This is a genomic window from Mesorhizobium sp. WSM4832, assembly GCF_055811115.1.
On record NZ_JBVVQH010000027.1, the window covers coordinates 59,851 to 86,097 of the forward strand.

The following is a 26,247-nucleotide window of genomic DNA, read 5'->3' on the forward strand; positions in this document are numbered from 1 at the left end:
TGCCCCGCCGGGGCATAGAATGCGTGAAGGATATCTTGCCGAAAATGAGAGCCCGCGGGATCGCTCCCGCGGACTCTGTCGTGGAATAGTCGCCGCGATCAGCCGTGCGCGAGCACGGCGAGCAGCAACAGCGCGACGATGTTGGTGATCTTGATCGCCGGGTTGACGGCCGGGCCGGCGGTGTCCTTGTAGGGATCGCCGACGGTATCGCCGGTCACCGAGGCCTTGTGCGCCTCGGAGCCCTTCAGGTGCTTGACGCCGTCCTTATCGGTGAAGCCGTCCTCGAACGACTTCTTGGCGTTGTCCCAGGCGCCGCCGCCGGAGGTCATCGAGATGGCGACGAAGAGGCCATTGACGATGACGCCGAGCAGCGAGGCACCGAGCGCCGCGAAGGCCGAGGCCTTCGAGCCCGAAATCAGGAGCACGCCGAAATAGACGACGAGCGGCGCCAACACCGGCAGCAGCGACGGGATGATCATCTCGCGGATCGCAGCCTTGGTCAGCAGATCGACGGCGCGCGCGTAGTTCGGTTTCGAGGTGCCGGCCATAATGCCGGGATCCTCGCGGAACTGTTTGCGCACTTCCTGGACGATGGCGCCCGCCGCGCGGCCAACGGCAGTCATGGCGATGCCGCCGAACAGATACGGGATGAGCCCGCCGAAGATCAGGCCGGCGACGACGTAAGGATTGGAGAGGTCGAAGGAGATCTCGCCCATGCCCTGGAAATAAGGGTACTTGTCGCCATTGGCGGCAAAGAACCTGAGGTCGTTCGAGTAAGCCGCAAACAGCACCAGCGCGCCGAGGCCAGCGGAGCCGATGGCATAGCCCTTGGTGACCGCCTTGGTGGTGTTGCCGACAGCGTCGAGCGCGTCGGTGGAGTGACGCACTTCCTTGGGCAGGCCAGCCATTTCGGCAATGCCGCCAGCATTGTCGGTGACCGGGCCGAAGGCGTCGAGCGCCACGATCATTCCGGCAAGGCCGAGCATGGTGGTGACGGCGATCGCCGTGCCGAAGAGGCCGCCGAGCTGGTAGGTCGAGATGATGCCGCCGACGATGACGATGGCGGGCAGCGCCGTCGATTCCAGCGAGACCGCGAGACCCTGGATGACATTGGTGCCGTGGCCGGTCACCGACGCCTGGGCGATCGAGTTCACCGGGCGCTTGTTAGTGCCGGTGTAGTATTCGGTGATCACCACGATCAGGCCGGTCACAACCAAGCCGATCAGGCCGCAGATGAACAGGTTCTTGCCGATGATGGCGATGCCGGCGACGGTGCCAACTTCACCCCAGCCGACAGTGGCCGAGGTTGCGACCGCGAGGCCGACGATCGACAAGAGGCCGGTGACGATCAGGCCCTTGTAGAGCGCGCCCATGATCGAGCCGTTGGAACCCAGCTTGACGAAGAAGGTGCCGACGATCGAGGTCAGGATGCAGGCGCCACAGATGGCCAGCGGATAGAGCATCGCAGCACCAAGCACGGCCGTGCCGCCGAAGAAGATGGCGGCCAGAACCATGGTGGCGACGACCGTCACCGCATAGGTCTCGAACAGGTCGGCGGCCATGCCGGCGCAGTCGCCGACATTGTCACCGACATTGTCGGCGATGGTGGCTGGGTTGCGCGGATCGTCTTCCGGGATACCGGCCTCGACCTTGCCGACGAGGTCGCCGCCGACGTCCGCACCCTTGGTGAAGATGCCGCCGCCGAGACGGGCGAAGATCGAGATCAGCGAAGCGCCGAAGCCGAGCGAAACCAGCGAGTCGATGACGACGCGGTCATTCGGCTGCAGGCCCATCGGGCCGGTCAATATGGCGTAGTAGATCGAGACGCCGAGTAGCGCCAGACCCGCCACCAGCATGCCGGTGATGGCGCCGGACTTGAAGGCGATATCGAGGCCGGCGGCAAGGCTGTTGGAGGCGGCTTGGGCGGTCCGCACATTGGCGCGCACAGAGACATGCATGCCGATGAAGCCGGCGGCGCCCGAGAGCACGGCGCCGATCAGGAAGCCGATAGCGGCGGTGATCGAAAGCAGCCACCAGGCAAGCAGGAGCACGACGATGCCGACGACTGCGATGGTCGTGTACTGGCGCGCCAGGTAAGCCTGGGCGCCTTCGCGGATGGCGGCGGAGATTTCCTGCATGCGCTGATTGCCTTGATCGGACGCAAGGACCGAACGTGTCGCCCAGATGGCGTACAGAACTGACAGCAAGCCGCAGGCGATGACGGCGGTAATGATGGTCATTGCCGGATTTTCCTCGATTGATGGCCCAAAAGAACCCCTCCCTGGGCCGTTGGAACGGGGACGAATGCCGCGCGCGGAATCCACCCCTTGGCTGGGGTGTATGCGAAACAAGGCTCGGAACGTCAAGATATTGTTCGGTTTTTGCCCCGCTTTCGCCCAAAAGAAGAAAACGGCGATATCTGTGCCGGCGCAGGCCCGGAATTAGATCGATTGAAATGACATCGCGGTTCGCAAGTGGGCTCACACGCGAAAACCGCGAGGGGCCAGCCAGCAGTCCGTTTTGCAAATGCTTTTGGCCTAGCATATCTGTAGGCGGACAGGAGTTGATCGATGAAATTTAAGGCTATCGTTCATGAAGCCGAGGAAGGTGGATTCTGGGCTGAGGTCCCCGCCATCCCCGGGTGCGCCACTCAGGGAGAAACCCTGGACGAACTTTTGGCAAATCTGAGGGAGGCCATAGAGGGCTGTCTTTCGGTCGATCTGCCATCTTCCATTACTTCGGTGCCTGGTAGGGTGGTGGAAGTCGCAGTTTGAAATCCATTTCAGGCAAGGACCTTGCAAGAGCTGTCGAGCGACGAGGATGGCAACTCCTTCGCATAGCTGGCAGCCATCACATCTATGGGAAGGAGGGAAGCATTGTTCGTCTCTCCATTCCCATACATGGCAACAAGCACTCAAAACGGGCTTGCTGCGCCATTTTCTGAAAATGGCGGGGATTGCTGAAGACGAAGTGTGAAGCAGCCCCTATTCCGCCCCCTGCCCCATCCGACGCGCGGCGAAGCGCTCGATCGCCGACAGGCCGTCATAGATCAGCACCGCAAGCGCGGCGACGATCAGGCCGCCCTGCAAAACGAAGGCAAGGTTGCTCGAGATAAGGCCAGCGATGATCACCTCGCCCAGCGTCTTGGCGGCAACCGTCGAGCCGATGGTCGCCGTGGCGAGGCTGATAACGACCGAAAGCCGAATGCCGCCGAGGATCACCGGGGCGCTCAACGGCAGTTCGACCTTCATCAATCTTTGCAAGCCGGTCATGCCGGCTCCGCGCGCCGCCTCCATCACGTTGCCCGGCAGCGTGGTAAGCGCGGTCAGCGCGTTCTCGAAGATCGGCAGCAGGCCGTAGAGGAAGAGCGCGATCAGCGTCGGCTTCTCGCCGAAACCGACAGCAGGTACGGCAAGGGCCAGCACAGCAACCGGCGGGAAGGTCTGGCCGATATTGACCAGGCTGCGCGACAAAGGCAGGAACTCGGCGCCGGCCGGCCTGGTGACCAGTATGGCCAGCGCCACCGCGATGATCGTCGCCGCGACCGTTGCGATCAGAACTATCCGCAGATGCTGCAAGGTCAGCGTCAGCAGGCTGCCCTGGTTGTAGATTGCCGGCGCGCCATTCTCGGTCAGGGGTTTCAGCAGCGGCTCGAACCAGCTGGGGCTGGTGATGAAGACCACCAGCAGCGCCAGGACGGCCAGCCTCAGCAGCGCGGGCAACCAGGCTTTCATTGCGGCCTCGCGGCGCGCTTCACCAAGCCTTCGACGGTGACGCGGCCAAGCAGCTTGCCGTCGGCGTCATTCACCGGCAGCGCGGGGCGGCCCGACCACAAGAGCTCGGCCAGCGCGTCGCGCTGCGTGGCGTCGCCTGGGATCGCCTCGCCTTCCGCGCCGCCCGGCTCCACAGCATCGCGCACGTGGCCAAGCGACAGCAGCCGGAACGGCCTTTCGCTGGCACCGACCAATGTCTCGACGAAGCCGCTCGCCGGTCTGGCCAGAATCTCCGCGGGCCTTGCGTATTGCACCAGCTTGCCGGCATCCATGACGGCGATCTTGTCGCCCAGATGGACAGCCTCTTCCATGTCGTGGGTGACGAGAATGATGGTGGTGCCGAAACGCTTCTGGATCGCCAGCAGATCCTCCTGCGCCTTGGTGCGGATGATCGGGTCGAGAGCGCCGAAGGGCTCATCCATCAAAAGCACGTTCGGCTCGGCGGCTAAAGCCCGGGCAACGCCGACGCGCTGCTGCTGGCCGCCGGAAAGCTCATGCGGATAGCGCGGGCCGTAGGCTTGCGGGTCGAGTTGGTAGAGCGTCATCAACTCGTCGACGCGCGCCTTGATGCGATCCCTGCCCCAGCCGAGCAGCAACGGTACGGTCGCGATGTTTTGCGCCACCGTGCGATGCGGAAACAGGCCGTGACCCTGGATGGCGTAGCCGATGCTGCGGCGCAGCTGGTAGCCGGGCACCGAACGGTTGTCGGCGCCGTCGAGCTTGATGACGCCGGAACTCGGCTCGACCAACCGATTGATCATCCTGAGCAGCGTCGTCTTGCCAGATCCAGATGTGCCGACGATGGTGGCGATGGTCCGCGGTTCGATGAGCATCGAAACATTGTCGACCACCGTCGTCTCATCGTAGCGCTTGGTGATGCCTTCGATCTCGATCATGCCGTTTCAACCCTGCGCTTGCTGGCGGTCATCTCGATGACCGCGTCGAGGATGATCGCCGCCGTAAAAGCGAGCGCCACGGTGGGCAGCGCGCCGAGCAGCACGAGATCCATCGCCGTCTGGCCGACGCCCTGGAAAACAAACACGCCGAAGCCGCCGCCGCCGATCAGCGCGGCAATGGTGGCCAGGCCGATATTCTGCACCAGCACGATACGGATGCCGGTCAGGATCACCGGAAAGGCGAGTGGGAACTCGACATCGAGCAGGCGCTGGCGATCCGTCATGCCCATGCCGCGCGCGGCGTCGTTGGCAGCGCGTGGCACGCCGGCCAGGCCGACCACGGTGTTGGCCACCACCGGCAGCAGCGAATAGAGGAAGAGCGCGACAAAGGCCGGCGCGGTACCGATGCCCCTGATGCCGATCGCGGCTGCACCCGGCACGTGGACGGCCACCCAGCCGAGCGGCGCGATCAGCAGGCCGAAAAGCGCGATCGACGGGACGGTCTGGATGATGTTGAGCACGTTCAGCACCCCCGCCCGCAACGGCTCGACGCGATGACAAAGGATGCCGAGCGGCAGGCCAACCACCACCGCAGCCGCCAGCGAGCCCAGCGCCAACGTGATGTGCTTGGAGCCCTCCGCCCAGAAACTGTCGGCCCGGCTGGCGTATTCCTTGAGGATGGATAGGCTGTCCCAGCTCCCGGAGAAGAGCAACGCGCCGACGGCGAGCACGGCGACGACGAGAGCGCCGACGCGTGCCGATGGCGAGAGGTTCAGCCTCGTCAGCACATCGGCCAAAAGCAGCGTGAAGGCGAAGATCAGCAACCAAAAACCGGAGGCCGGCGCGACGCGGGCGAAGGTGTTGCCGGCGGGGGTCAGGAAGCCGCCGGCCGTGCCGATCAGGATGGCAAGTGCAACGAGCGCGATTACGCTGACGGCCAGCCTGAGGGTGAGCGGCGTCTTCAAGAGTGCGACCATGCCACCAACAATGACGATCGCCAGCAGCAGCATGCCAAGCGCCGGTGGCAAGGCCTCGAGGATCGGACGCGCCTGTCCAGGCACGATGCGGTTGACGCGGAACGTTGCAAAGGGGGCCAGGAACGCCGCATAGGCGACGATCGCGGCGATCACGACGCCGAGCTTGTCGAAGCGCGGGGTCATGACGCACGTTTGCGCGAGGCGCCCCCCTCTGGCCTGCCGGCCATCTCCCCCTCTAGGGGGGAGATCAGACGTCGCGAGCGCTTTCGCCAATCCCCAATGCTTGAGAAAGAAGCGGGGCGTAACAGCCGCCAATCTCCCCCCCTGAGGGGGGGATGTCCGGCAGGACAGAGGGGGGTGCCTCGCACCGGCGTCGCGCTTTTCAAGGCCAGCTTGCTACTTCAAGAAGCCGTTCTTCTTGAGGAAATCCTCTGCCACGCCCTTGGCAGGCTCGCCTCCCAGTTGGACGCGGCCGTTGAGCTCCTGCAGGGTGACGAGGTCGAGCTTGGCGAAGACCGGCTTCAGCAGCGCCTCGATTTCAGGATGCTGCTTCAGAACCTCTTCGCGGATGATCGGCGCGGGCTGGTAGACCGGCTGCACGCCCTTGTCGTCCTGGAGCACGACGAGGCCGGAGGGCTGGATGCCGCCATCGGTGCCATATACCATGGCGGCGTTGGCGCCGTTGGTCTGGTTGGCCGCGGCGGCGATGGTCGCCGCGGTATCGCCGCCGGAAAGCGTGATCAACTGGTCAGGCTTCAGCGTGAAGCCATAGGTCGTCTGGAAGGCCGGAAGCGCTGCCGCCGAATTGACGAACTCGGCGGAAGCCGCGAGCACCACCTTGCCGCCGCCCGCGACATACTTGCCGAAGTCGGTGAGGGTGACGAGCTTGTTCTCGTCGGCCACTTCCTTGCGCAGCGCGATCGCCCAGGTGTTGTTGGCCGGCGACGGCGACAGCCAGACGATCTTATTGGCGTCGTAGTCGAGCTTCTTGGCGGTTTCGTAGGCCTTGGCGGCATCCTTCCAGACCGGATCGTCGGCCTTTTGGAAGAAGAAGGCGGCATTGCCGGTGTATTCGGGATAGATGTCGATCTCGCCGGCGGTGATCGCCTTGCGCACGACGGGCGTCGCGCCAAGCTGGATGCGGTCCGTCGTCTTGATGTTGTTGGCGTTAAGCACGAGCTGGATGATGTTGCCCAGCACGCCGCCCTCGGTGTCGATCTTCGAGGAGACGACCACCTGGGCGCTGGCCGAGGCGGCGGTGATGCCGAGCACGATCGCCGTCAGAGCGAGCTTTCTGATTGAAAACATCGTGAAAATCCCTTGCTATGAACCGAGAGTGGGGTGGCTGTATATGAGCACGCCTATAACGGCCAGTCGGGGTATACGGTTTCATAACTAGGGGGATCAGCGCAATATTTTTGTTCCCCGGGCGAGGCACGTGCCGAGCCTGGTCCCGACAGCGTAATGTCAGTTGGCGGTGCGCAAGCCCGGCAGCTTCAGGGCGCCAAGCGCCAGGAAGCAGAGCACGACGACCGGGAACACGATCCAGTTCAGCATGGTCCAGCCCCAGGCATTGTAGATCGCGCCGGACATCAGCGAGGCGAAGGCGACCGAGCCGAACAGCGCGAAGTCGTGGAAGCCCTGGACCTTGCTCTTCTCGGAAGGCCTGTAGCTGGCCGCGACCATGGCGGTGGCGCCGATGAAACTGAAATTCCAGCCGAGCCCGAGCAGGATCAGCGCCGTCCAGAACTGCCATAGCGCCAGGCCCGAAAGCGCCACGGCGGCGCAGCCGATAAGCAGGACGAGGCCGGTGGCTACGATGCGTTCGGCGCCGAAGCGATGGATCAGCGAACCGGTGAAGAAGCTAGGGCCGAACATGGCCATGACATGCCAGGAGATGCCAAGCGTCGCATTGTCTTCCGACAGGCCGCAGCCGACCATGGCGAGTGGCGCGCCGGTCATGACGAAGCTCATCAGCGCGTAGCTGCCGACGGTGCAGAACAGTGCTGCGACGAAGCGCGGCTGGGTGACGATTTCAATCAGCGGGCGGGCATCGCTTGCAGCGGTTTCCGTGACGGCGTTGGCCCTCGAAGGCACACGCAGGAACGACAGGATGAGCGCGCCAGCCACTGCCAGGGGCAGGATCGAGGCGAAGGACCCGGCAAACATCACCGGGGCCAGCAATTCGCGCGTATAGATGACGATCTGCGGCCCGAGGATGGCGGTGATGATGCCGCCGGCCAGCACGAAGGAGATAGCACGTGCCTTGAACTCGGGCGGCGCGTTGTCGGCGGCGGCAAAACGGAACTGCTGGACGAAAGCGCCGCCGGCGCCGATCACGCAGAGGCCGAAGGCGAAAAGCCAGAAGCTCGCCTGATAGAGCGCAAGCGTGGCGATCAGGCCGCCAAGCGCGGTGACGATCGTGCCGGTCATGAAGCCGCCGCGGTGGCCGAACCGGCGGATGAGGGCGGCGGCCGGCAGGGCGCCGAGCGCCACGCCGAGATTGAAACCGGTGACCGGCGCGGTCGCCAGCGACTTGTCCGGACCGAGCAGGTATTGACCGGCAAGCGCGCCGAGCGAAATGGCGATCGGAGCGGCCGAACCGACGATCGCCTGCGCGGCGGCGAGCAGCACCGCCGTGCGGCGCCCCTCCCTGCCGGTCTCGGCGAGCGTGGCTGTTGCAGTCGTCACGAAGCGTCCTTGCCACGCCCCTCGCCGCGAACCCTACGCGAAACGCGATCGAGAACGGCGTTCACCAGCTTCGGCTCGTCTTCCTCGTAAAACGCCTTTGCGATGTCGACATATTCGGAGACGATCACGGCCACCGGCACGTACTCGCGCTTCATCAATTCATAGACGCCGGCGCGCAGGATGGCGCGCAACGTCGAGTCCAGCCGCGACAGCGGCCAATCCTCGGTCAGCGCCTGGCGGATGACGGGGTCGATGGTCTTCTGGTTTTCGACGACACCGGTCAGGATGGCGCGGAACCATTGCGCGTCGGCCTCGCGATAGAGCGCGCCATCGACTTCCTTGCCGAGGCGGAAGGTCTCGTATTCGGCCGTGATCTCGAAGACGCCGCTGCCGGCCACATCCATCTGGTAGAGCGCCTGGACGGCGGCAAGACGGGCGGCACCGCGCTTGTTGGCGTGGCGCACCGCTCCGGTCGGGGCAGGCTCGGTCACGATTGGGCTCCGAGTTTCTCTTTGAGCGCGATCATGGTCAACGCCGCGCGCGCCGCGAAGCCGCCCTTGTCGCCTTCCGCCTTCCGCGCCCGCGCCCATGCCTGCGCGTCGTTCTCGGTCGTCAGGATACCGTTGCCGATCGCGATCGCCTCCTGCACCGAAAGGTCCATCAGAGCGCGGCTCGATTCATTGGCGACGATGTCGAAATGATAGGTATCGCCGCGGATGATGGCGCCAAGCGCGACGAAGCCGTCATAATGCGTGCCGCCTTCGGCGGCGCCGTCGAGCGCGAAGCATATCACGGCCGGGATTTCCAGCGAACCGGGAACCGTGACGACGTCATAGGAAGCGCCGGCCTCGTCGAGCGCGCCAGTCGCGCCTTCGAGCAGAGCGTCGGCGAGATCATCGTGAAAACGCGCTTCTACAATGAGCAGATGCGCCTTCGCCTTCGGACGAATGAACGCTTTGCCGTGTTGGGATATGCCTGCCATAAAAGTCTCCGGGGGGTTGCCGGTGACTTAGGCCGAAGCCGGGTTGATCGCAAGCGGAAGATTGGCCGAACCGGCCATCCTATCGATCCTCTCGGGTGTGCCACAGACGCAGCACCGAAATCGTGGTGTTCTGGATTTCGTACCGAATTTCGTAGTTGCCTACCAAGATTCGACGCACTTCGCGCGGTTCGTACTCCTCCAGTTTCTCACCGATGCGCGGATATTCGATTAGCCTTTTCGGTGCGGCAGCGAGTGACTGCACCACCCGTGCAGCGGCCTGGCTATTTGCTGGTGCGAGAAAATCATGAAGCCTGACCAGATCGGACAATGCCTTGCTGGTCCACTTCAATTCCATCAACGCGGCACCGGCAATGGCTTTTCGGTTCCAAGGCTGTCAGCCCAGGCTTGGACCGCTTGGTGCTCTATAACCCGACCAGCATCCACGTCAGCCAGTGCCTCAAGAGTGAGCTTGTGGCGCTCTTCCTCCAGATCGACCCAGGCAGAAAGGGCCTGTTTGACAATCCAGCCGCGCGGACGCTCCAGACGCGCGGCAAGTTGGTCCACTTTCTCAGCAAGTGGCAAAGGAACGTGAGCGGTGATGACTTTGGTGTCCATACAACCTCGCAATCAGGTTTAATCATAACGATTAAAGCTGATTAAGTCGAGGAAAGCTTTGAGCCTTGCCTCACAACCCTTCCTTCGCCGCCTCCGCCAGGCGCGCCGCGTAACGCGCCATGGTGTCGATCTCGACGTTCACGCGGTCGCCGGCCTGGCGCTCGCCCCAGGTGGTGACGCTCAGCGAGTGATGGATCAAAAGAACGTCGAAGCGGGTGCCTTCGACCTTGTTGACGGTGAGCGAGGTGCCGTCGAGCGCTACCGAGCCTTTCGGTGCGATGAACTTCGCCAGATGGCGCGGCGCTTCCAGCGTGAAGCGCACGGCATCGCCCTCCTCCTTGCGCTCGACGATCTCGGCCGTGCCGTCGACATGGCCGGAGACGATGTGGCCGCCGAGCTCGTCGCCGATCTTCAGGGCGCGCTCGAGATTGATCCTGGTGCCGGATTTCCAGCTTGAAGCGGTGGTCAGCCTGAGCGCTTCCTCCCAGGCTTCGACCTCGAACCAGTGCGCGTTGGAGCCATGTTCGGGCAAAGCCGTGACGGTGAGGCAGACGCCGCCGCAGGAAATCGAGGCGCCAATGGCAATGGTCTCGGGATCGTAGGCCGTGTCGATGCGCAGGCCGATGCCTTCGCTCAAAGGCTTTACAGCGACCACGGTGCCAACGTCGGTGACAATACCAGTAAACATCAGAGAGTGTCTTTCATCTTGACCATGATCTGATCCAAAACCGGTCTCCACTTTTTGGCATCATGGTCTTACCCACTCGGCGTAACTGTCCTCGCCGAAGCGCATGTCACGCAGTTTGCGGAACCCGGCCGGGATATGGTCGGCGTCGACGGGCGATGCGATGCCGTCCTCGCCGATCGCTTCCGGTCCCTGGAACAGAACGATGCGGTCAACCAGGTCTTCCTCCAGGAAAGCCTTGGCCACCTTGGCGCCGCCTTCGACCAAGACGCTTGCCATGCCAAGCGCGGCAAGGTCCTCGAGCAATTCCGGCAGGGCCACTTCGCCTGAATATGTTTCGGTGCCGATGAAGCGCACGCCGGCGCGTTCGAGCGCCGCCCGCCGCTGCGGGTCAGCGTCGAGGCAAGAGGCTATGTAGAGCGGCACGCGGTCGACGCCGGACACCAGCTTGGACGTTTCCGGCAGCCGGATCTGCCGGTCGAGGATGATGCGCGCCGGCGAGCGGTTCTCCAGTCCCGGCAAGCGCACGGTCAGGGCCGGGTCGTCTTCAAGCGCCGTGCCGATGCCGACCAATATGGCGTCGGCCTCGGCGCGCATCAGATAGACATCGCGCCGCGCCATCTCGCCGGTGATCGCGACCTGGCCGGCGCCCTTGCGGCCGATCTTGCCGTCGCTCGAAAGCGCAAGCTTCAGAGTTACTTCCGGGCGCTTCTTCAGAGAACGAGTCAGATAACCGGCCATTTGCTCGACGGCCTCGGTGGCAAGCACCTTCTCGACCACCTCCACGCCGGCGGCGCGCAGGATGGCGTAGCCCTTGCCGGAGACGCGCGGATCGGGATCGCTCGCCGCCCCGACGACGCGCGCGACACCGGCATTGACCAGCGCGTTGGCGCAAGGCGGCGTGCGGCCGTGATGGGCGCAAGGCTCCAAAGTGACGTAAGCCGTGGCACCACGCGCGAGTTCGCCGGCCTCGGCCAGCGCCTCGGTCTCGGCATGCGGGCGGCCGCCGACGGCCGTGACGCCGGTGCCGACGATCATCGGTGGCCCCATGCCATCGTCGCGCACGATGATGGTGCCGACGGAAGGGTTGGTCGACGTGCGGCCGGCATTGCGGCGCGACAGCCTGATGGCCGCTGCCATGAAACGGCGATCAAGAGCCGCCTGCGCGGCCTCGTTCAGTCGCGGTCCCGCCATGATCAGCCGGCGTCCTCTTCGGTCTTTTCCTCGTCGCCCTTCAGTTCACCCAGCAACTCGTGAAAATCCTTGGCCTCGCGGAAATTGCGATAGACCGAGGCGAAGCGGACATAGGCGACGTCATCCAGCGATTTCAGCGCGTCCATGACCAGCCGGCCGACCTCGCCGGAAGCCACCTCCGTTTCGCCCGAGCTTTCGAGCTGGCGCACGATGCCGGTCACCGCCCGGTCGATGCGCTCGGGATCGACATTGCGCTTGCGCACGGCGATTTCGACGGAGCGCAGCAGCTTGTCACGATCGAAAGGCACTTTTCGGCCGGACTTCTTGACGACGACGAGGTCGCGCAACTGGACGCGCTCAAAGGTCGTGAAACGGCCGCCGCAGTCGGGGCACACCCGCCGCCGGCGGATCGCGGCGCCATCTTCGGCGGGACGCGAATCCTTCACCTGCGTATCTTCAGACTGGCAATAGGGGCAGCGCATAGGGACCCTTGGGTTCGCGATTCTCAGATGGCGGAAAGGCTTAGTGCCTTTTGCCGGGATGGCAAAGCACGGAGACTTTCATGCCTCAGAGATAGCGAGACGCGGGCACAATTGCCAGCGCCCTGCCCCGAATGCCTCAGGGGGCCACGTCCTTGGTCGCAAAGCCGCAGGACGTGCCGAGATTGCGATAGGCCTTGGTGAAGCCGTCCATCGGAATGCTGGCGACGGTCTGCTTGCCGAAGACGACATCGAGCGAGGTGACTTTGCGCATGGCGCGCAGCAGGGCCAGACTGGTCTTGGGCTGGTTGTCGACCATCCAGCTGGGGCGACCGCCGGCGGCTGCGTTGGAGGTCACGGTCGCGGCAACCTTCACGCCAGGATCACCGAAGGTCGCAGCGATCTTGTTGCCGGTTGGCAGGGTCTTGTTGTCGACGATGAACATGATGGCCGGATACGCATCCGGCGGCAGCGCGTCGCCGGTCGAGATCGACAGCGTCAGAGAGCCCACATTGCCGGCACCGTCCAGGAAAGCCGTCGAGGCGGCACAGGTCTTATGCGCATCCTGGCCGGTATCGAGCGTGTCGATGATGGTGGTCCAACGCCCGAAAGTTTTGGTGGCGGGCAAATCAGCGCTCGGCTTGGTTTCGTCCTGTGCGACCGCGCCGGAGGTGGCGAAAGCGGTCAGTGAACAAAGCAAAGCCGCGGCGGCGAGACGGGAAATGCGCATCATCGGTTCTCCAGTAAACCGCGCCGCCCGGAAGAGCGGCGCAAGCGCAGGATAAAAGATGACGCGCAGCGCCCGGTCAATCGAAACAGGGATCAACCCAGACAGGCGGTCAACCGAGATAGGGATAGAGCGGGAAGCGATCGGTCAGCGCCGTGACCTTGGCCTTCACCGCGGCCTCGACTGCCGCGTTGCCTTCGTCGGAATTCGCCACCTTCAGCCCGTCCAGAACCTCGGCGATCAGCTTGCCGATCTCGCGGAATTCCGCCTGGCCGAAGCCGCGCGTGGTGCCGGCAGGCGTGCCGAGACGCACGCCCGAGGTGACGAACGGCTTTTCCGGATCGAACGGGATGCCGTTCTTGTTGCAGGTGATGTTGGCACGGCCAAGCGCTGCTTCGGCGCGTTTGCCAGTGGCGTTCTTCGGCCTGAGGTCGACCAGCATCAAATGGTTGTCGGTGCCGCCGGAGACGATGTCGAGGCCGGTTTCCTGCAGGCTGGAGGCCAGCGCCTTGGCATTGGCGACGATGCTTTCGGCATAAGCCTTGAAGCTCGGCTTCAACGCTTCGCCGAGTGCCACCGCCTTGGCGGCGATGACATGCATCAGCGGACCGCCCTGCAGGCCGGGGAACACCGCCGAGTTCATCTTCTTGGCGATCTCCTCGTCGTTGCACAGGATCATGCCGCCGCGCGGGCCGCGCAGCGACTTGTGCGTGGTCGTGGTCACGACATGGGCATGGGGCAGCGGCGATGGATGCATGCCGCCGGCGACGAGGCCCGCGATATGCGCCATGTCGACCATCAGATACGCGCCGATCGAGTCGGCGATCTCGCGGAAACGCTTCCAATCCCAGATGCGCGAATAGGCGGTGCCGCCGGCCAGGATCAGCTTCGGCCTGGTCTCATGCGCGGTCTTCTCGATCGCGTCCATGTCGAGCAGATGGTCGTCCTTGCGCACGCCATAGGAGACGACCTTGAACCACTTGCCGCTCATGTTGACCGGCGAGCCGTGGGTGAGATGGCCGCCCGAATTCAGGTCGAGGCCCATGAAGGTGTCGCCGGGCTGCAGCAGCGCCAGGAACACCGCCTGGTTCATCTGGCTGCCCGAATTCGGCTGGACGTTGGCGAAATTGCAGCCGAACAGCTTTTTCGCGCGCTCGATGGCCAGTTCCTCGGCCACGTCGACGAACTGGCAGCCGCCATAGTAGCGCTTGCCCGGGTAGCCCTCGGCATATTTGTTGGTCATGATCGAGCCTTGCGCCTCGAGCACGGCGCGCGACACGATGTTTTCGGAAGCGATCAGCTCGATCTCATGGCGCTGGCGGCCGAGCTCGTTGCGGATGGCGCCGAAGATTTCCGGATCGGCGTCGGCAAGCATGGTCTCGAAGAAGGATTCGAATTTGTTGGAGGCTGCCGCTGCATTTGACATGGCTTGCTTTCCCTTGGGGCCGGAGGTCTGCGAGGTCGCCGCGCCATTAACACAGTTGTTTTCCGCCCGCCACGTTTGCGGCGCGAAATTTGCTAGCCGTTTTGCGGCAACATAGGCTCCGCAACGCTATTCGCGCGGCTCACGGCCTTTGAGGATCGCTTGAATTCCGGATCGATCTCGACATGCAGCCGTTTCGCTAGAGCAATTCCCGGAAAGGGCGCTGCGGTTTTTCGTCCGGAATTGCGCAAAGATACGACTAAGAGCGGCTCGGCGATTTAGCGAGTCGCTGATCCGATCCAAACAAAAAAAGGCCGCTGCGAGAGCGGCCTTTTTCTTTTTAAGATCGGATGGTTACAGCGCGGAGCTGATCTGCAGTTCGCTGGCGCCGTCGAGCCCGTAGATGTCGTCGCGGAACTGCACGACGCCCGGAGCGGTCGACCAGGCCGACAGATAGAGGAAGTGCACCGGCACGGGATTGACCACATTGATCGGCGTGTTCTCGCCGGTCTTGATCGCCGCCTCGAAATGCTGACGGTCCCAGCCGGGCGTGTCGCGCAGGATCCAGGTGACGAGGTCGCGCACGTTCTGGACGCGCACGCAGCCGGAGGAATCAAAGCGCATCAGCTTGCCGAACAGACTCTGCTGGGGCGTATCGTGCATGTAGACGCCGTCCGGGCTCGGGAAATTGATCTTGACCGAGGCCATGGCGTTGTTGTTGCCCGGATCCTGGCGGAAACGGTATTTCGCGGCATCGTCGGTCGACCAGTCGACCGACATGGGATCGACCTCGCTGCCGTCCGGCGCGAACAGCCGGATGTGGCTCTCCTTGAGGTAGTTGGGGTCCTTCCGCATCAGCGGAATGATGTCCTTGCGCACGATCGAGACCGGCGCGTTCCAGTACGGATTGACGATGATCTCGTTGATCTTCGAGTTCACGATCGGCGTCTGGCGGTCGATCTTGCCGACGATCGCGGTGTGGCGCAGCACGACGCGGTCGTTCTCGACCGCTTCGACCTGGGCGCCGGGAATGTCGACCAGCACGTAACGGCTGCCGAGCGTGCCGGCCTTCTCCTTCAGGCGCTGCAGATTGGTCTGCAGCTGGCCGAGCCGGATCTGCGCCGAGACGTTCATTGCCGTATAGGTGTACTTGCCCATGGCGCCGTCGGCCGGCAGGCCATGGCGGAGCTGGAAGCGCTTGACCGCCGAGTCGACATAGGAATCGAAGGCCGTCGAAATACCGGCGCTTTGCGGCAGGTCACCCGAGGCCATCAGGCGCTTGCGCAGCGGAACGACATCCGGATCGTCGACGCCGAGCTGCAATTTCTTGGTCGCAGGAACCTGTTCCCAGCCGCCCTGGGAGACGATGTTCTGGTACTGCGCCACCGCCTGCTCGGTGAAGGCGACCGTCTGCTGGCTGAAGATCGGCAGCGTCGAGGCGACCTTGTTGGTGTCGGTGCCGCGGGCGTCGAACTGGTCGTCCCAATTGCCGCGCGTCGAGGATTTCAAGATGTCCCCGATCACGTCCTGCGCGCTGGCATGGCCGGCGGCAATAGCGGCGGCAAGCGCGGAGGCACCGGTGAGGAAGAAACGGCGGCTGGTTCTCATGGCAGACATTCTTAGCTGATCGCTCTCGTTCAATTCGCTTGCCGGGCGGCTTGTCCGCACTCTAGGGGTGGCGAACTTAACAATTCGCCAACCATGACCCGCATTGCCGGCTGCCAGAAATGCGCTGCCGCCGCGCAGGTTCCAAGGAGCGCGAGGCATAGGCCCGCAGCATCACCCACAATCCGCATCCACCGCGAATATGGCGGCAACGTGGCCTTGGCTCGCGATTTGCTTATGGCGGGGAGATGAAACGAAAGGCAGCGATGCTTTTTTGCATCGCGAGGACATAGCGCATGGAGCTCTCCCCTTTGGCCGGAGCTCCACGCGCGCTGCTTGGCGGTCAAGCTCGCTTCGCAAAAGAAAAGGACCGGCGCGCTTCGGCACCAGCCCCATGTTCTTTCCCCCGAGGCCGCGCTTCTTCGGCGCGGCTTTCCCGTCCCAATTCCGAAGCACTCACATCCGGTAAGCGATGGTGTCGTTCCAGAAGCGATCCAGGCGCTGCAGCGCGCGGTTCATCTGCTTGAACTCGTCGGTGTTGATGCCGCCGACCTGCTCGATCGAGCCGACATGGCGCTCGTAGAGACCGGCGACGACGTCGGCCACCTCGTTGCCCTTCGGCGTCAGGGAGACGCGGACCGAACGGCGGTCGATGCGCGAGCGCTGGTGGTTGATGAAGCCGAGGTCGACCAGCTTCTTCAGATTGTAGGACACGTTCGAGCCGAGATAGTAGCCACGCGAACGCAGCTCGCCGGCGGTCAGCTCCGAATTGCCGATGTTGAAGAGCAGCAGCGCCTGGATGGCGTTGATGTCGGAGCGGCCGTTGCGGTCGAACTCGTCCTTGATCACGTCAAGCAGGCGGCGGTGCAGGCGCTCCACCAGCTGCAGCGATTCCATGTACAGCGAACGGATAGCCTCGCGGCGATCGTCGGATACGTTAGCGGTCTTCGCCGCCGGACGCGAATTGATCATTGTCTTTGCCTCTCGTTTGTCGCCTTGGTGATTTTTTGTTTTTCACCTTGATCGCGACACTATCGAATACTCATAAAATTCGACTTAAACGCCAGGGCTAACAAGAGCTTACCGGTAAGAGGTTTCGAAAGAGGCTTAACGTTCGGTCACCCGAGCAAGAACAATTAACCTAAAGATTTAGCCAATGGATTTTGGAGCAGAATGAGCCGCGAAATCGGCCCTGGAGCGGCCCTGGGCCTATTGGCGGACCTGGCGCTTCTGCAGCCAGATGATGACGCGAAAGACGATGTAGAGCAAGGCCACGCAGGCATGCGAGACGACGATCAACAGCCGATGGCCGAAGAGGTCGGGGAAGCCGGCATACATCACCGTCTCGGTCGCCGCGCAGATGAACCAGATCACCGGGCCCCAGGACGCCAGCATCCAGAGGCCGGCGGCAGCGAAGGGGAAGAACACGGCGAGCATGGCCGCCGCCACCTGCCAGTGCACCGGCATCAGGTCGAAGCGCCACAGCTCGCCCGGGTAGATGCCGATCAGGCGGATCCAGTAGAGGATGCCGAACAAAAGGCAGTAGCCGGCGATGACGCGCTGGAACCAGGCGAAGATGACCTCGGTGGCCGAGGGCTGCAGCACCACGCGCCTGGAGGTGACCTCGCTCACAGGGCGAGCTCCTTATCCCCGAGCGGCGCGAAATAGGCGTCGATGTCGGCCACGCTGACGTCCTCGAGGCTTGCCGGCCGCCAATGCGGCGTCGAACCCTTGTCGATGATGGCGGCGCGGATGCCTTCGTAGAAATCATGGCCGGCAAGCATGCGGTTCAGGATGCGGAACTCCATCTTCATGCATTCGTCCATCGACAGCGTCTGCCCGGCGCTGATCTGGCGCCAGGCGACGTTGAGGCTGGTCGGCGAGCGGGTTTTCAACGCCGCCAGCGTCTTTGCGGCAAAAGCATCTTCGGCCCCTGCCCGCCCCAGACTGTCGATGATGCCGGCGAGCGAGTTCTTCGAAAAATGACGCGCGATCGCCTCCACGTCCTGGCGCTCGGTCTCGCGTTTCGCAGGCACGAAGAAATCGCGCAATTCCGCATTGGCGTCGCCGCTTGTCGCCAGTTCGTCGAGCAGGCCGGCCTGATCCTCGGCCTTGATGGTGTGGGTGGCGAGCCCCGACCACAGCGCGTCGCCATAGCGGATGCGATTTCCGGTCAGCCCGAGATACATGCCGAAGCACCCGCCCAGATCCGGCAGCAAGTGGCTGGCGCCGACATCGGGGAAGAAGCCGATGCCGACCTCGGGCATGGCGAACTGCGCGTTCTCGGTCAGCACCCGATGCGAGCCGTGGAAGGAGATGCCGACACCGCCGCCCATCACGATGCCGTCGATCAGAGCGACGTAAGGTTTTTTGAAGCGGGCAATGCGGGCATTGAGCCGATACTCGTCGGCGAAGAAGTCGACAGGCGGCTTGCCAGCGCGGCCGGCCTCATAGATGTGCAGGATGTCGCCGCCGGCGGAAAACGCCCTGCCCTCGGCCTTGACGACGACGACACCGACCCCAGCGTCCTGCTCCCATGCGTCGAGCGCCTTGCCGAGCGCCTTGACCATATTGTGCGTGACGGCGTTGAGCGCCTTCGGCCGGGTCAACGTGACCACGCCCGCCTTGCCCAGCCGCTCGAAGCGGATCTCATCGGCTCCGCCAAAATCCATCACCAGAGAATCCTTCTCTCGGCCCTTCCAGGGGGATTGAAGTGCTAAAGGCGGCATAGGGATGCGTCAATGGCGGCATTGCCGCGCTGGCGGCCAGCCGCGTCCGGTGTTAGGTAACCGGCAAAGTGTCGCGCCCGCGCGGCCCGACAGATTTCGAGTAAATCGACATGGCCGGATTTTCTCGTTTCGTGGCTGGATTGGCAGGTCTCCTTTGCCTGGGAGCTCCGCCGGCTGTCGCTGCGGCAGGTTTGGAACTTTACCAGGCGCAGACGATCGTCACCGGCACCGGCGAGCCGAACCGCGAGATCGGCTTCAAGGACTGCCTGGACAAGGTGCTGGTCAAGGTTTCCGGCGATCAGCGGCTGACGCAGAAGCCGGAGATGCTGGCGCTGCGCGACAAGGCAGCCGACTTTGTCCAATCCTTCCGCTACCGCGACCGGCTGGAAGGCATTCCGATCCATGACGAGCAAGGCACGCATGACCGGCCGCATGATCTGACCTGTCTGTACAAGCCAGCGGTCGTCGACAAGCTCCTGGCGCAGCTCGGCAGCAAACCCTGGCACGGCGAGCGGCCGACGATCGCCGTCTTCCTGACGACGGAGCAAGGCGCGAGGCATTTCGTGCTGACACAAGACGAGGATCGCGGCGAAACGATGCGCGAATCCTTCGCCAATGCCGCCCGTCCGTTGCTGATGCGCGTCACCTTTCCAAAAGCCGCGCAGCTTGGCGGCCTCGATGAGAAAGCGCTCTCCGGTGCCGATATGGCAAGGCTCGACAAACTCGCGAAGAAAGTTGGAGCGGCTCGAGCGCTCGCCGGCAGCATCGTATGGAGCGACAAGGAACTTGGCTGGATCGCCGACTGGCGTCTGGCCGATCGCGGCAGGACTTATCGTTGGCAAGCGCGGGGTGTAAGCTTCGACGAGGCTTTCCGCGTGGCGATAAAGGGCGCGGCGCAGATTTTGTCGGGGAGTGGACGGCCTTGAAGGTCGGCGCCGCCCCTCATCCGCCCTTCGGGCACCTCCCGTGAACAGGCAGAAGGCAGGCTGGCACAATCGTGTCGCATTGGTCAGCGGCAAAGGTGCGTGGTAAAAGCCGGTCCAAAAGAGAGTTTCGGCCATGAACAGATTCACCCCCGCAAAGCCGGCCGGCGCGCGCAGCGTCGATGAGATCACCGGCGGCCGGCGGCTGCGGCGCATGCGCAAGGCCGACTGGTCGCGCCGGCTGGTGCAGGAAAACCAGCTTTCGGTGAACGACCTGATCTGGCCGATCTTCGTCATCGACGGCAAGAACACGCGCCAGCCGATCGCCGCCATGCCGGACGTCTATCGCCTGACCATCGACCTCGCTGTCAAGGAAGCCGAGCGCGCGGCCAAGCTCGGCATTCCGGCGATCGCCACCTTCCCCAATGTCGAGCTTGCGCTGCGCGACCAGACCGGCTCGCACATCCTCGACCCGGACAATGTCATCAACCGCGCCACGCGCGCCATCAAGGACGCGGTGCCGGAGATCGGCATCATCACCGACGCCGCGCTCGACCCGTTCACCAGCCACGGCCATGACGGCATCCTGCGCGACGGCATCATCGTCAATGACGAGACGGTGGAGCAGGTCACCGCCGCGGCCGTCATCCAGGCGGCGGCCGGCGCCGACATCATCGCGCCGTCCGACATGATGGACGGCCGCATCGGCGCCATCCGCGACGCGCTCGACGCCAACGGTTTCCAGGACGTGGCAATCATGTCCTACGCGACGAAGTTCGCTTCGGCCTTCTATGGCCCGTACCGCGAGGCCGTCGGCACCGCCGGCCTGCTCAAGGGCGACAAGAAGACCTATTACATCGACCACGCCAATTCGGACGAGGCGGTGCGCGAGGCCGAGCAAGACCTGGCGGAAGGCGCCGACATGCTGATGGTGAAGCCGGGGCTGCCTTATCTCGACATCATCCGCCGGCTGAAGGACGAGCTACAGATGCCGACCTTCGCCTATCAGGTGTCAGGCGAATATTCGATGATCAAGGCAGCCGCCGCCAATGGCTGGATCGACGGCGAAAAGGCGATGCTGGAATCGCTGCTTGCGCTGAAGCGCGCCGGCTGCGACGGCATCCTGACCTATTTCGCGCCAACGGTGGCGGAGATGCTGAGGGGATAATCGTTCCTCTCAAAACTCCACGTCGAGCTCGATGATCTCCTCGGGCTCAGCCAGCGCACCTTGCGTCCAGTCCTGCATCAGCGGCCAATTGAACATCGTTTCGCAATAAGCGGCCAGCGGCGCGTCAAGTTCGACAGCATAGGTGCGGAAGCGGGTACAGACCGGCGCGTACATTGCGTCGGCAACCGTGGGCGAGGCGCCGAACAGCCACGGCCCGCCATAGGTCGCCAGGCATTCCGACCAGATCGTCCTGATCCGCTCCACATCCGGCCGCGCGCCGGAGAAGAGCTTGAAGCTCTTGTGCCTGGCTTTCAGGCTCATCGGCAGCGCCGAGCGCAGATTGTGGAACCCCGAATGCATCTCGCCAGACACCGCGCGGCAATGCGCGCGCACCACGCGATCGGCCGGCAACAGGCCTGAGCCGGGCACGGTCTCGGCCAGATATTCGGCGATCGCCAGCGTGTCCCAAACCGTTACCCCGTCATGGGTCAGCCGCGGCACCAGCACCGAAGGCGACAGAAGCAGCAGTTCCTGCCGCTGCTCGGGGTCGTCGATGTCGACGCGCTGCTCCTCGAATTCCAGGCCGGCCATGCGGCAGAGCAGCCAGCCGCGCAGCGACCAGGATGAATAGTTCTTCGACGAGATCGTCAACGTCGCCTTTGTCATGCCGTTCGGGCCTCCAAGCCTTTCGCCGGCAACAATCCTCTCGCAATGCACAAAAATTTGCACTAGCTTTTTTGCACTGCCGAAATCACTGCCCGGAACGGGGTGCCTTGCGATGCTGTACCAGGCTTACCAGTTGCAGGACGACCTGACCGCCCCGGCGCGTTTTTTCGCCGATCTCATGCGCTCGGCGATGGCCGGCATGGTCTCGGGCGATGGCCTGAAACGGCGCTTGGCTGCCGGGCTGGAGATGATCGCCCGCTTCAAGCTCAGCCATGCGCGGCCGGATTTCGACATACAATCCGTCAGGGTCGGCAATCGCGACGTGCCGGTCATCATGGAGACGGCACTCGACCTGCCGTTCGGCAAGCTTCTGCGCTTCGCCAAGGACATGGATACGCGCCAGCCGCGGGTGATGGTGATCGCGCCTTTGTCGGGCCATTTCTCGACGCTGCTGCGCGGCACGGTGGAGACGCTTCTGGCCGACCACGAGGTCTACATCACCGACTGGGTCAATGCGCGCGACGTGCCGCTTGCGGCCGGCAGCTTCGGAGTCGACGACTATGTCGACTACATCATCCGCTTCCTGGAAACGATCGGCCCGGGCGCGCACATCCTGGCGGTCTGCCAGCCCTGCGTCCAAGCGCTTGCAGCCGTCGCCGTCATGTCCGAGGACAGGCATCCGTCGACACCGCGCTCGATGACGCTGATGGCGGGGCCGATCGATCCGCGCGAGAGCCCGACCGAGGTCAACGAATTCGCGGTCAGCAAGTCGCTGGCCTGGTTCCAGAGTTCCGTCATCTCCCGCGTGCCCTGGCGCCATGCAGGCCGTGGACGCCGGGTCTATCCGGGCTTTCTCCAGCTTGCCGCGTTCCTGGCCATGAACATGGACCGTCACACCACGGCCCACGGCAAACTGCGTGACCATCTGGCAGCCGGCGAGACGGCCGAGGCCGACAAGATCAAGACCTTCTACGACGAGTATTTCGCGGTGCTCGACCTCACCGAGGAATTCTATCTCGAAACCATAGACCGCGTGTTCCAGAAGGCCGAACTCGCTACCGGCACCTTTACGTTCCGTGGCAGCCTGGTCGACCCGGGCGCGATCCGCAACACGGCGCTGCTTACCGTCGAGGGCGGGCGTGACGATATCTGCGCACTCGGCCAGACCTCGGCAGCCCATGATCTGTGCCGTTCGCTGCGTCCGCATTTGAAGCGCCACCACCTGCAGGCCAATGTCGGCCACTACGGCGTCTTCAACGGCAAGCGCTGGGAGCGCGAAATCTATCCGGTCGTGCGCAACCTCATCCTGGCGATGGAGTAGCGTTTCGCCGCCGGCAGTTCGGGCCTGCAGGAATTGCGTTGCACATTGCCGCGGTCAAAAACCGCTTGCAACCCACAATCAGTTTGGTTAAAACAAACTGCTTGCAAAAAACAACTGGTTTAGGAGGCAGTCATGTCCAAGCTGCGTGTCAATGCTTTCACCCTGTCGCTCGACGGTTTTGGCGCCGGGCCTGATCAGGATCTCGCCAATCCGCTCGGTGTCGGCGGCGAAAATCTGCACAAATGGATGATCGGCACCCGCACCTTCCGCCAGATGGTGATCGGCAAGGACGGCGGCACCACCGACATCGATGACGGCTTCGCCGTGCGCAGCTTCGAGAATCTCGGCGCGTGGATCCTCGGCCGCAACATGTTCGGGCCGGTCCGCGGCGAATGGCCGGACGAGACGTGGAAAGGCTGGTGGGGCGACAACCCGCCCTACCACGTGCCGGTCTTCGTGCTGACGCATTACAAGCGAGCGCCGATCACCATGGAAGGCGGCACGACCTTTTACTTCGTGACCGACGGCATCCATTCGGCGCTCGAACAGGCAAAGGCAGCGGCCGGCGATAAGGATGTGCGGGTCGGCGGCGGCGTCTCGACCGTCAGGCAATATCTCGAGGAGCGGCTGATCGACGAGATGCATCTGGCGATTTCGCCGGGACTGCTCGGCTCCGGCGAGCACCTCTTCGCCGGGCTCGACATGCTGAAGCTCGGCTACCGCTGCACCGAACAGGTGGCGACGGCCGATGCGACCCATGTGATGATCGGGCGGGCTTAGGCGAAGAAGCCCTTTCTCCCCGTATAGTGACCTATCGCATTCACACATCTCGGTTGCGCTTTGCAGCGAAGCGCGATTCTTTGTCTGAGCTAGGAATGTGGGAGATGTGGCATGACAGGGATCGAGTACGGACTGGGGCGATTTGGTGATCGCTTCCTGCAAAAAGGGGGGCCTGCCTGCATGCTGCGCTGGTTGCGCGGCCTGGATCGTGCATTCGCCGCCTTGGCGCAGGTCGGGCAGGCGAGATGCGGTTCCGACGCTTTTTGCACAACAGTTCGGTAACGGCGGTGGAGATGGCGCAGCACGCCGGCGCGCTGACCGGGCAGCGTGCAGCCGGCCGGCACGTCGTTGCGGTGCAGGACACCTCGGAGTTGGTGCTGAAGGGTCGCCGCGCATCGGACCGCTACGGCTCGGTTGGCAATGGCAAGGCGGCAGGCTTGCTGCTGCACCCGGTTCTTGCGATGGAGGCCGGCACAGGAGCGCTGCTGGGTCTTGTGGCGATGCAGGTCTGGAACCGCAATGGACAAGAGCAGGCGCCACGACGCCAGCGGACGACGACGCTCAAGGAATCGCAGCGCTGGATCGATGCGACACGGCAGGCCGGCGAGGTTCTGGATGAAGCAGCCAGCATCACCATGGTGTCGGATCGCGAGAGCGACTTCTATGAGCTGTTTGCGACACGGCCGCACAACGTCGATCTGGTCGTGCGGGCCTGCCAAAACCGACGCGTCGACACACAACAGGACGAACCGGGCTTGCTGTTTGCCTTCATCGACGCGCAGCCCGAGCAAGCCCGGTTCGCGGTGACCATTCCCGCCGCCCCTGGGCGCAGGGCACGAGATGCCGAGTTGGCGATGCGCTTCGCGCCGGTGAGGCTGCGGCGGCCGCTCAACGGAGCCGATCCAGCGTTGCCCGACATGGTTGGCTTGACCCTGGTCGACGTTCGCGAGACCTCGCAACCGGATGATGGCAATGAACCCGTGCACTGGCGGTTGCTGACCACCCACGCTGTCGCCACCGTTGCCGAGGCGCGTCGCGTCATCGATCTCTACCGTATGCGCTGGACCATCGAGGAGTTCTTCCGCACGCTCAAGACAGCCGGCTTCGACATCGAGGGGGCCGATATTGGCGAGCCGCAAGCCATGACCAACTTCGTTGCCGCGGCCACGATTGCCGCCGTTACCATCAAGCAACTCGTGCAGGCCCGCGACGGCAACACCGATCAGTGTCTAGGCGATGCTTTCGATCCTGACGACCGTCCCATCCTTGAAGCCGTCTGCGCCAAGCTTGAGGGCAAGACCGAGCGACAACGCAATCCTCACCCGAAAGGCTCCATGGCCTTTGCCGCCTGGGTCATCGCCCGCCTGGGCGGCTGGACCGGTTACTACGGCAAGCCAGGCCCCAAGGTCATGCGCATCGGCTTGGCCGAGTTCAACGCCATTAAATACGGCGTTCGTCTCGAGCTTCCAAATGTGTGAATCCGATAGGTATAGTGACGGGGAGAAATGCCCGGCAGGGCAATGAGGGGCAGCGCTGCCGGTGGAGATTAGCGACAGGTTCCCGATGCCATTTGACCTTTGCGGCGAATTGGGGCTCAACCACCGACGTCGGCGCCGCCCCTCATCCGCCCTTCGGGCACCTTCTCCGTGAACGGGGAGAAGGAAATAACCCTCAATACTTCTCCGGCACGTAGAGGTCGCGCGGCAGGACCTGGCGCTCGTATTGCGGGTTGAAGACGCGCTCCGGCAGCGTGATTTCCTCGTGCGGAACCTCCTCATACGGCAATTGCTGCAGCAGGTGGTCGATGCAGTTCAGCCGCGCCCGCTTCTTGTCGTTGCCCTCGACGATGAACCAGGGCGCTTCCGTGATGTTGGTGCGGGCGAAGGTCTCTTCCTTGGCCTTGGTGTATTGCTCCCAGCGCACGCGCGACTGCAGGTCCATGGGCGACAGTTTCCACTGCTTCATGGGATCGTGGATGCGCATCAGGAAGCGCATCTGCTGTTCCTCGTCGGTGATCGAGAACCAGTATTTCACCAGGGTGATGCCGGAACGGACCAGCATGCGCTCGAATTCCGGCACGTCGCGGAAAAACTCCTCGACCTGGTCCCCGTTGGCGAAGCCCATCACCCGCTCGACGCCGGAGCGGTTGTACCAGGAGCGGTCGAACAGCACGATTTCGCCACCGGCCGGCAGATGCGGCACGTAGCGCTGGAAATACCATTGCGACTTTTCACGCTCGGTCGGCGCCGGCAATGCCACGACACGGGCGATGCGAGGGTTGAGGCGCTGCGTGATGCGCTTGATGACGCCACCCTTGCCGGCGGAGTCACGGCCCTCGAAGATCACCACAAGCTTCTTCTTGTGGTAGGCGACCCATGACTGCAGCTTGATCAGTTCGGACTGCAGCCTGAGCAGCTCGCGGAAATAGGTCATGCGCTCCATGGAAGGCGGATGCGACTTCTTGTAGATCTTGGCGATCTCGAGCGAGAGCGCCGGTTCGGAAATCTCCAGCTCATAGTCCTCGTCGAGCGTGTCTTCGAGTTCGGCTTCGAGCCAGTCCTTCGCCCCGGAATTCGGCTTCACTTCATTCATCGCGCAGCTCCGTCTGTCTGT

The 26,247-nt window shown here is 63.5% G+C and carries 28 protein-coding genes; 7 read left to right on the forward strand and 21 right to left on the reverse strand.

From position 1 onward, the window contains the following. Window positions 1–98: 98 nt before the first annotated feature. Entirely contained in the window at window positions 99–2,240 is a 2,142-nt protein-coding gene (locus AC0L2L_RS29600; protein ID WP_473583406.1) for a sodium-translocating pyrophosphatase, read from the reverse strand. A 330-nt stretch (window positions 2,241–2,570) separates the two neighbouring features. Here AC0L2L_RS29600 and AC0L2L_RS29605 point away from each other — a divergent pair, with 330 nt between their 5' ends. Together AC0L2L_RS29605 and AC0L2L_RS29610 are read left to right on the forward strand one after the other, a co-directional pair. Continuing rightward, entirely contained in the window at window positions 2,571–2,774 is a 204-nt protein-coding gene (locus AC0L2L_RS29605) for a type II toxin-antitoxin system HicB family antitoxin (protein WP_473583407.1), read from the forward strand. Beyond that, window positions 2,771–2,944: a type II toxin-antitoxin system HicA family toxin gene (locus AC0L2L_RS29610; protein ID WP_473583408.1), complete on the forward strand. Its 174-nt coding sequence runs from the start codon at window positions 2,771–2,773 to the stop codon at window positions 2,942–2,944. The genes AC0L2L_RS29605 and AC0L2L_RS29610 overlap by 4 nt, the downstream gene beginning before the upstream one ends. Window positions 2,945–2,984: 40 nt before the next feature. Here AC0L2L_RS29610 and AC0L2L_RS29615 read toward each other — a convergent pair whose 3' ends face one another. The 18 genes from AC0L2L_RS29615 to AC0L2L_RS29700 all read right to left on the reverse strand — a co-directional run bounded on the left by AC0L2L_RS29615 (window position 2,985) and on the right by AC0L2L_RS29700 (window position 18,719). Further along, entirely contained in the window at window positions 2,985–3,734 is a 750-nt protein-coding gene (locus tag AC0L2L_RS29615) for an ABC transporter permease (RefSeq protein WP_473583409.1), read from the reverse strand. Next, on the reverse strand, window positions 3,731–4,669 hold the full coding sequence (locus AC0L2L_RS29620; protein ID WP_473583410.1) for an ABC transporter ATP-binding protein: 939 nt from the start codon (window positions 4,667–4,669) through the stop codon (window positions 3,731–3,733). The genes AC0L2L_RS29615 and AC0L2L_RS29620 overlap by 4 nt, the downstream gene beginning before the upstream one ends. Continuing rightward, window positions 4,666–5,829 carry an ABC transporter permease gene (locus AC0L2L_RS29625; RefSeq protein WP_473583411.1) on the reverse strand — a complete coding sequence of 388 codons (1,164 nt, stop codon included), beginning with the start codon at window positions 5,827–5,829 and terminating at the stop codon, window positions 4,666–4,668. The genes AC0L2L_RS29620 and AC0L2L_RS29625 overlap by 4 nt, the downstream gene beginning before the upstream one ends. Before the next feature lie 213 nt (window positions 5,830–6,042). Then, the gene (gene osmF / locus AC0L2L_RS29630; RefSeq protein ID WP_473583412.1) at window positions 6,043–6,954 is read right to left on the reverse strand and encodes a glycine betaine ABC transporter substrate-binding protein OsmF; all 912 of its coding nucleotides are present in this window, start codon (window positions 6,952–6,954) and stop codon (window positions 6,043–6,045) included. Window positions 6,955–7,113: 159 nt separating this feature from the next. Next, window positions 7,114–8,337 (reverse strand): MFS transporter, encoded by a 1,224-nt coding sequence (locus AC0L2L_RS29635; protein ID WP_473583413.1) that lies wholly within the window; start codon window positions 8,335–8,337, stop codon window positions 7,114–7,116. Next, window positions 8,334–8,828 carry a transcription antitermination factor NusB gene (nusB, locus tag AC0L2L_RS29640; protein WP_473583414.1) on the reverse strand — a complete coding sequence of 165 codons (495 nt, stop codon included), beginning with the start codon at window positions 8,826–8,828 and terminating at the stop codon, window positions 8,334–8,336. The genes AC0L2L_RS29635 and nusB overlap by 4 nt, the downstream gene beginning before the upstream one ends. Continuing rightward, the gene (gene ribH, locus AC0L2L_RS29645) at window positions 8,825–9,319 is read right to left on the reverse strand and encodes a 6,7-dimethyl-8-ribityllumazine synthase (RefSeq protein ID WP_473583415.1); all 495 of its coding nucleotides are present in this window, start codon (window positions 9,317–9,319) and stop codon (window positions 8,825–8,827) included. The genes nusB and ribH overlap by 4 nt, the downstream gene beginning before the upstream one ends. 79 nt (window positions 9,320–9,398) lie before the next feature. Next, on the reverse strand, window positions 9,399–9,674 hold the full coding sequence (locus AC0L2L_RS29650; RefSeq protein ID WP_473583416.1) for a type II toxin-antitoxin system RelE/ParE family toxin: 276 nt from the start codon (window positions 9,672–9,674) through the stop codon (window positions 9,399–9,401). Beyond that, a complete protein-coding gene (locus AC0L2L_RS29655; RefSeq protein ID WP_084508167.1) occupies window positions 9,674–9,934 on the reverse strand; it encodes a CopG family ribbon-helix-helix protein in 261 nt (86 codons plus the stop codon). The genes AC0L2L_RS29650 and AC0L2L_RS29655 overlap by 1 nt, the downstream gene beginning before the upstream one ends. Window positions 9,935–10,004: 70 nt before the next feature. Beyond that, window positions 10,005–10,622, reverse strand: coding sequence for a riboflavin synthase (locus tag AC0L2L_RS29660; RefSeq protein ID WP_473583417.1), 618 nt, complete (start codon window positions 10,620–10,622; stop codon window positions 10,005–10,007). A 60-nt stretch (window positions 10,623–10,682) separates the two neighbouring features. Next, a complete protein-coding gene (ribD, locus tag AC0L2L_RS29665) occupies window positions 10,683–11,813 on the reverse strand; it encodes a bifunctional diaminohydroxyphosphoribosylaminopyrimidine deaminase/5-amino-6-(5-phosphoribosylamino)uracil reductase RibD (protein WP_473583418.1) in 1,131 nt (376 codons plus the stop codon). Between the two features lie 2 nt (window positions 11,814–11,815). Then, window positions 11,816–12,295, reverse strand: a complete 480-nt coding sequence (gene nrdR, locus AC0L2L_RS29670) for a transcriptional regulator NrdR (protein ID WP_027167964.1) — start codon at window positions 12,293–12,295, stop codon at window positions 11,816–11,818. A 136-nt stretch (window positions 12,296–12,431) separates the two neighbouring features. Beyond that, entirely contained in the window at window positions 12,432–13,022 is a 591-nt protein-coding gene (locus AC0L2L_RS29675) for a hypothetical protein (protein WP_473583444.1), read from the reverse strand. A gap of 109 nt (window positions 13,023–13,131) precedes the next feature. Next, window positions 13,132–14,445, reverse strand: a complete 1,314-nt coding sequence (gene glyA / locus AC0L2L_RS29680) for a serine hydroxymethyltransferase (protein WP_473583419.1) — start codon at window positions 14,443–14,445, stop codon at window positions 13,132–13,134. Between the two features lie 351 nt (window positions 14,446–14,796). Continuing rightward, window positions 14,797–16,050, reverse strand: a complete 1,254-nt coding sequence (locus AC0L2L_RS29685; RefSeq protein ID WP_473583420.1) for a L,D-transpeptidase family protein — start codon at window positions 16,048–16,050, stop codon at window positions 14,797–14,799. 453 nt (window positions 16,051–16,503) lie between these two features. Then, entirely contained in the window at window positions 16,504–17,019 is a 516-nt protein-coding gene (gene ldtR / locus AC0L2L_RS29690) for a transcriptional regulator LdtR (protein WP_013896002.1), read from the reverse strand. Between the two features lie 237 nt (window positions 17,020–17,256). Continuing rightward, on the reverse strand, window positions 17,257–17,679 hold the full coding sequence (locus AC0L2L_RS29695; RefSeq protein WP_473583421.1) for a DUF6163 family protein: 423 nt from the start codon (window positions 17,677–17,679) through the stop codon (window positions 17,257–17,259). Next, window positions 17,676–18,719, reverse strand: a complete 1,044-nt coding sequence (locus AC0L2L_RS29700; protein ID WP_473583422.1) for an enoyl-CoA hydratase/isomerase family protein — start codon at window positions 18,717–18,719, stop codon at window positions 17,676–17,678. The genes AC0L2L_RS29695 and AC0L2L_RS29700 overlap by 4 nt, the downstream gene beginning before the upstream one ends. Before the next feature lie 248 nt (window positions 18,720–18,967). On the opposite strand from AC0L2L_RS29700, the gene AC0L2L_RS29705 reads away from it, so the two are divergent. Then, window positions 18,968–19,702 carry a DUF2066 domain-containing protein gene (locus AC0L2L_RS29705; protein WP_473583423.1) on the forward strand — a complete coding sequence of 245 codons (735 nt, stop codon included), beginning with the start codon at window positions 18,968–18,970 and terminating at the stop codon, window positions 19,700–19,702. Between the two features lie 133 nt (window positions 19,703–19,835). Further along, the gene (gene hemB, locus AC0L2L_RS29710) at window positions 19,836–20,867 is read left to right on the forward strand and encodes a porphobilinogen synthase (RefSeq protein WP_473583424.1); all 1,032 of its coding nucleotides are present in this window, start codon (window positions 19,836–19,838) and stop codon (window positions 20,865–20,867) included. Between the two features lie 9 nt (window positions 20,868–20,876). Here hemB and AC0L2L_RS29715 read toward each other — a convergent pair whose 3' ends face one another. Beyond that, on the reverse strand, window positions 20,877–21,533 hold the full coding sequence (locus AC0L2L_RS29715; RefSeq protein WP_473583425.1) for a glutathione S-transferase family protein: 657 nt from the start codon (window positions 21,531–21,533) through the stop codon (window positions 20,877–20,879). Window positions 21,534–21,645: 112 nt separating this feature from the next. Between AC0L2L_RS29715 and AC0L2L_RS29720 the strand changes: the two genes are divergently transcribed. The 3 genes from AC0L2L_RS29720 (at window position 21,646) to AC0L2L_RS29730 (ending at window position 25,112) form a co-directional block, all read left to right on the forward strand. Next, window positions 21,646–22,854, forward strand: a complete 1,209-nt coding sequence (locus AC0L2L_RS29720) for a polyhydroxyalkanoate depolymerase (protein WP_473583426.1) — start codon at window positions 21,646–21,648, stop codon at window positions 22,852–22,854. Between the two features lie 132 nt (window positions 22,855–22,986). Continuing rightward, window positions 22,987–23,634 (forward strand): dihydrofolate reductase family protein, encoded by a 648-nt coding sequence (locus AC0L2L_RS29725; RefSeq protein WP_473583427.1) that lies wholly within the window; start codon window positions 22,987–22,989, stop codon window positions 23,632–23,634. Window positions 23,635–23,879: 245 nt separating this feature from the next. Next, window positions 23,880–25,112 carry an IS4 family transposase gene (locus AC0L2L_RS29730; protein WP_473583428.1) on the forward strand — a complete coding sequence of 411 codons (1,233 nt, stop codon included), beginning with the start codon at window positions 23,880–23,882 and terminating at the stop codon, window positions 25,110–25,112. A 193-nt stretch (window positions 25,113–25,305) separates the two neighbouring features. On the opposite strand, the gene ppk2 is transcribed toward AC0L2L_RS29730, so the two are convergent. Beyond that, the gene (gene ppk2 / locus AC0L2L_RS29735; RefSeq protein ID WP_473583429.1) at window positions 25,306–26,226 is read right to left on the reverse strand and encodes a polyphosphate kinase 2; all 921 of its coding nucleotides are present in this window, start codon (window positions 26,224–26,226) and stop codon (window positions 25,306–25,308) included. Window positions 26,227–26,247: the final 21 nt, after the last annotated feature.

Coding starts and splice junctions, on each gene's coding strand:
- ldtR (WP_013896002.1), bottom strand. CDS start 17,019: ATGATCAATTCGCGTCCGGCGGCGAAGACCGCTAACGTATCCGACGAT.
- osmF (WP_473583412.1), bottom strand. CDS start 6,954: ATGTTTTCAATCAGAAAGCTCGCTCTGACGGCGATCGTGCTCGGCATC.
- AC0L2L_RS29700 (WP_473583422.1), bottom strand. CDS start 18,719: ATGGATTTTGGCGGAGCCGATGAGATCCGCTTCGAGCGGCTGGGCAAG.
- AC0L2L_RS29720 (WP_473583426.1), top strand. CDS start 21,646: ATGCTGTACCAGGCTTACCAGTTGCAGGACGACCTGACCGCCCCGGCG.
- AC0L2L_RS29615 (WP_473583409.1), bottom strand. CDS start 3,734: ATGAAAGCCTGGTTGCCCGCGCTGCTGAGGCTGGCCGTCCTGGCGCTG.
- ppk2 (WP_473583429.1), bottom strand. CDS start 26,226: ATGAATGAAGTGAAGCCGAATTCCGGGGCGAAGGACTGGCTCGAAGCC.
- AC0L2L_RS29685 (WP_473583420.1), bottom strand. CDS start 16,050: ATGAGAACCAGCCGCCGTTTCTTCCTCACCGGTGCCTCCGCGCTTGCC.
- glyA (WP_473583419.1), bottom strand. CDS start 14,445: ATGTCAAATGCAGCGGCAGCCTCCAACAAATTCGAATCCTTCTTCGAG.
- AC0L2L_RS29725 (WP_473583427.1), top strand. CDS start 22,987: ATGTCCAAGCTGCGTGTCAATGCTTTCACCCTGTCGCTCGACGGTTTT.
- AC0L2L_RS29650 (WP_473583416.1), bottom strand. CDS start 9,674: ATGGAATTGAAGTGGACCAGCAAGGCATTGTCCGATCTGGTCAGGCTT.
- AC0L2L_RS29715 (WP_473583425.1), bottom strand. CDS start 21,533: ATGACAAAGGCGACGTTGACGATCTCGTCGAAGAACTATTCATCCTGG.
- AC0L2L_RS29730 (WP_473583428.1), top strand. CDS start 23,880: ATGCGGTTCCGACGCTTTTTGCACAACAGTTCGGTAACGGCGGTGGAG.
- AC0L2L_RS29625 (WP_473583411.1), bottom strand. CDS start 5,829: ATGACCCCGCGCTTCGACAAGCTCGGCGTCGTGATCGCCGCGATCGTC.
- nrdR (WP_027167964.1), bottom strand. CDS start 12,295: ATGCGCTGCCCCTATTGCCAGTCTGAAGATACGCAGGTGAAGGATTCG.
- ribD (WP_473583418.1), bottom strand. CDS start 11,813: ATGGCGGGACCGCGACTGAACGAGGCCGCGCAGGCGGCTCTTGATCGC.
- ribH (WP_473583415.1), bottom strand. CDS start 9,319: ATGGCAGGCATATCCCAACACGGCAAAGCGTTCATTCGTCCGAAGGCG.
- AC0L2L_RS29675 (WP_473583444.1), bottom strand. CDS start 13,022: ATGCGCATTTCCCGTCTCGCCGCCGCGGCTTTGCTTTGTTCACTGACC.
- AC0L2L_RS29660 (WP_473583417.1), bottom strand. CDS start 10,622: ATGTTTACTGGTATTGTCACCGACGTTGGCACCGTGGTCGCTGTAAAG.
- AC0L2L_RS29605 (WP_473583407.1), top strand. CDS start 2,571: ATGAAATTTAAGGCTATCGTTCATGAAGCCGAGGAAGGTGGATTCTGG.
- AC0L2L_RS29600 (WP_473583406.1), bottom strand. CDS start 2,240: ATGACCATCATTACCGCCGTCATCGCCTGCGGCTTGCTGTCAGTTCTG.
- hemB (WP_473583424.1), top strand. CDS start 19,836: ATGAACAGATTCACCCCCGCAAAGCCGGCCGGCGCGCGCAGCGTCGAT.
- AC0L2L_RS29655 (WP_084508167.1), bottom strand. CDS start 9,934: ATGGACACCAAAGTCATCACCGCTCACGTTCCTTTGCCACTTGCTGAG.
- AC0L2L_RS29620 (WP_473583410.1), bottom strand. CDS start 4,669: ATGATCGAGATCGAAGGCATCACCAAGCGCTACGATGAGACGACGGTG.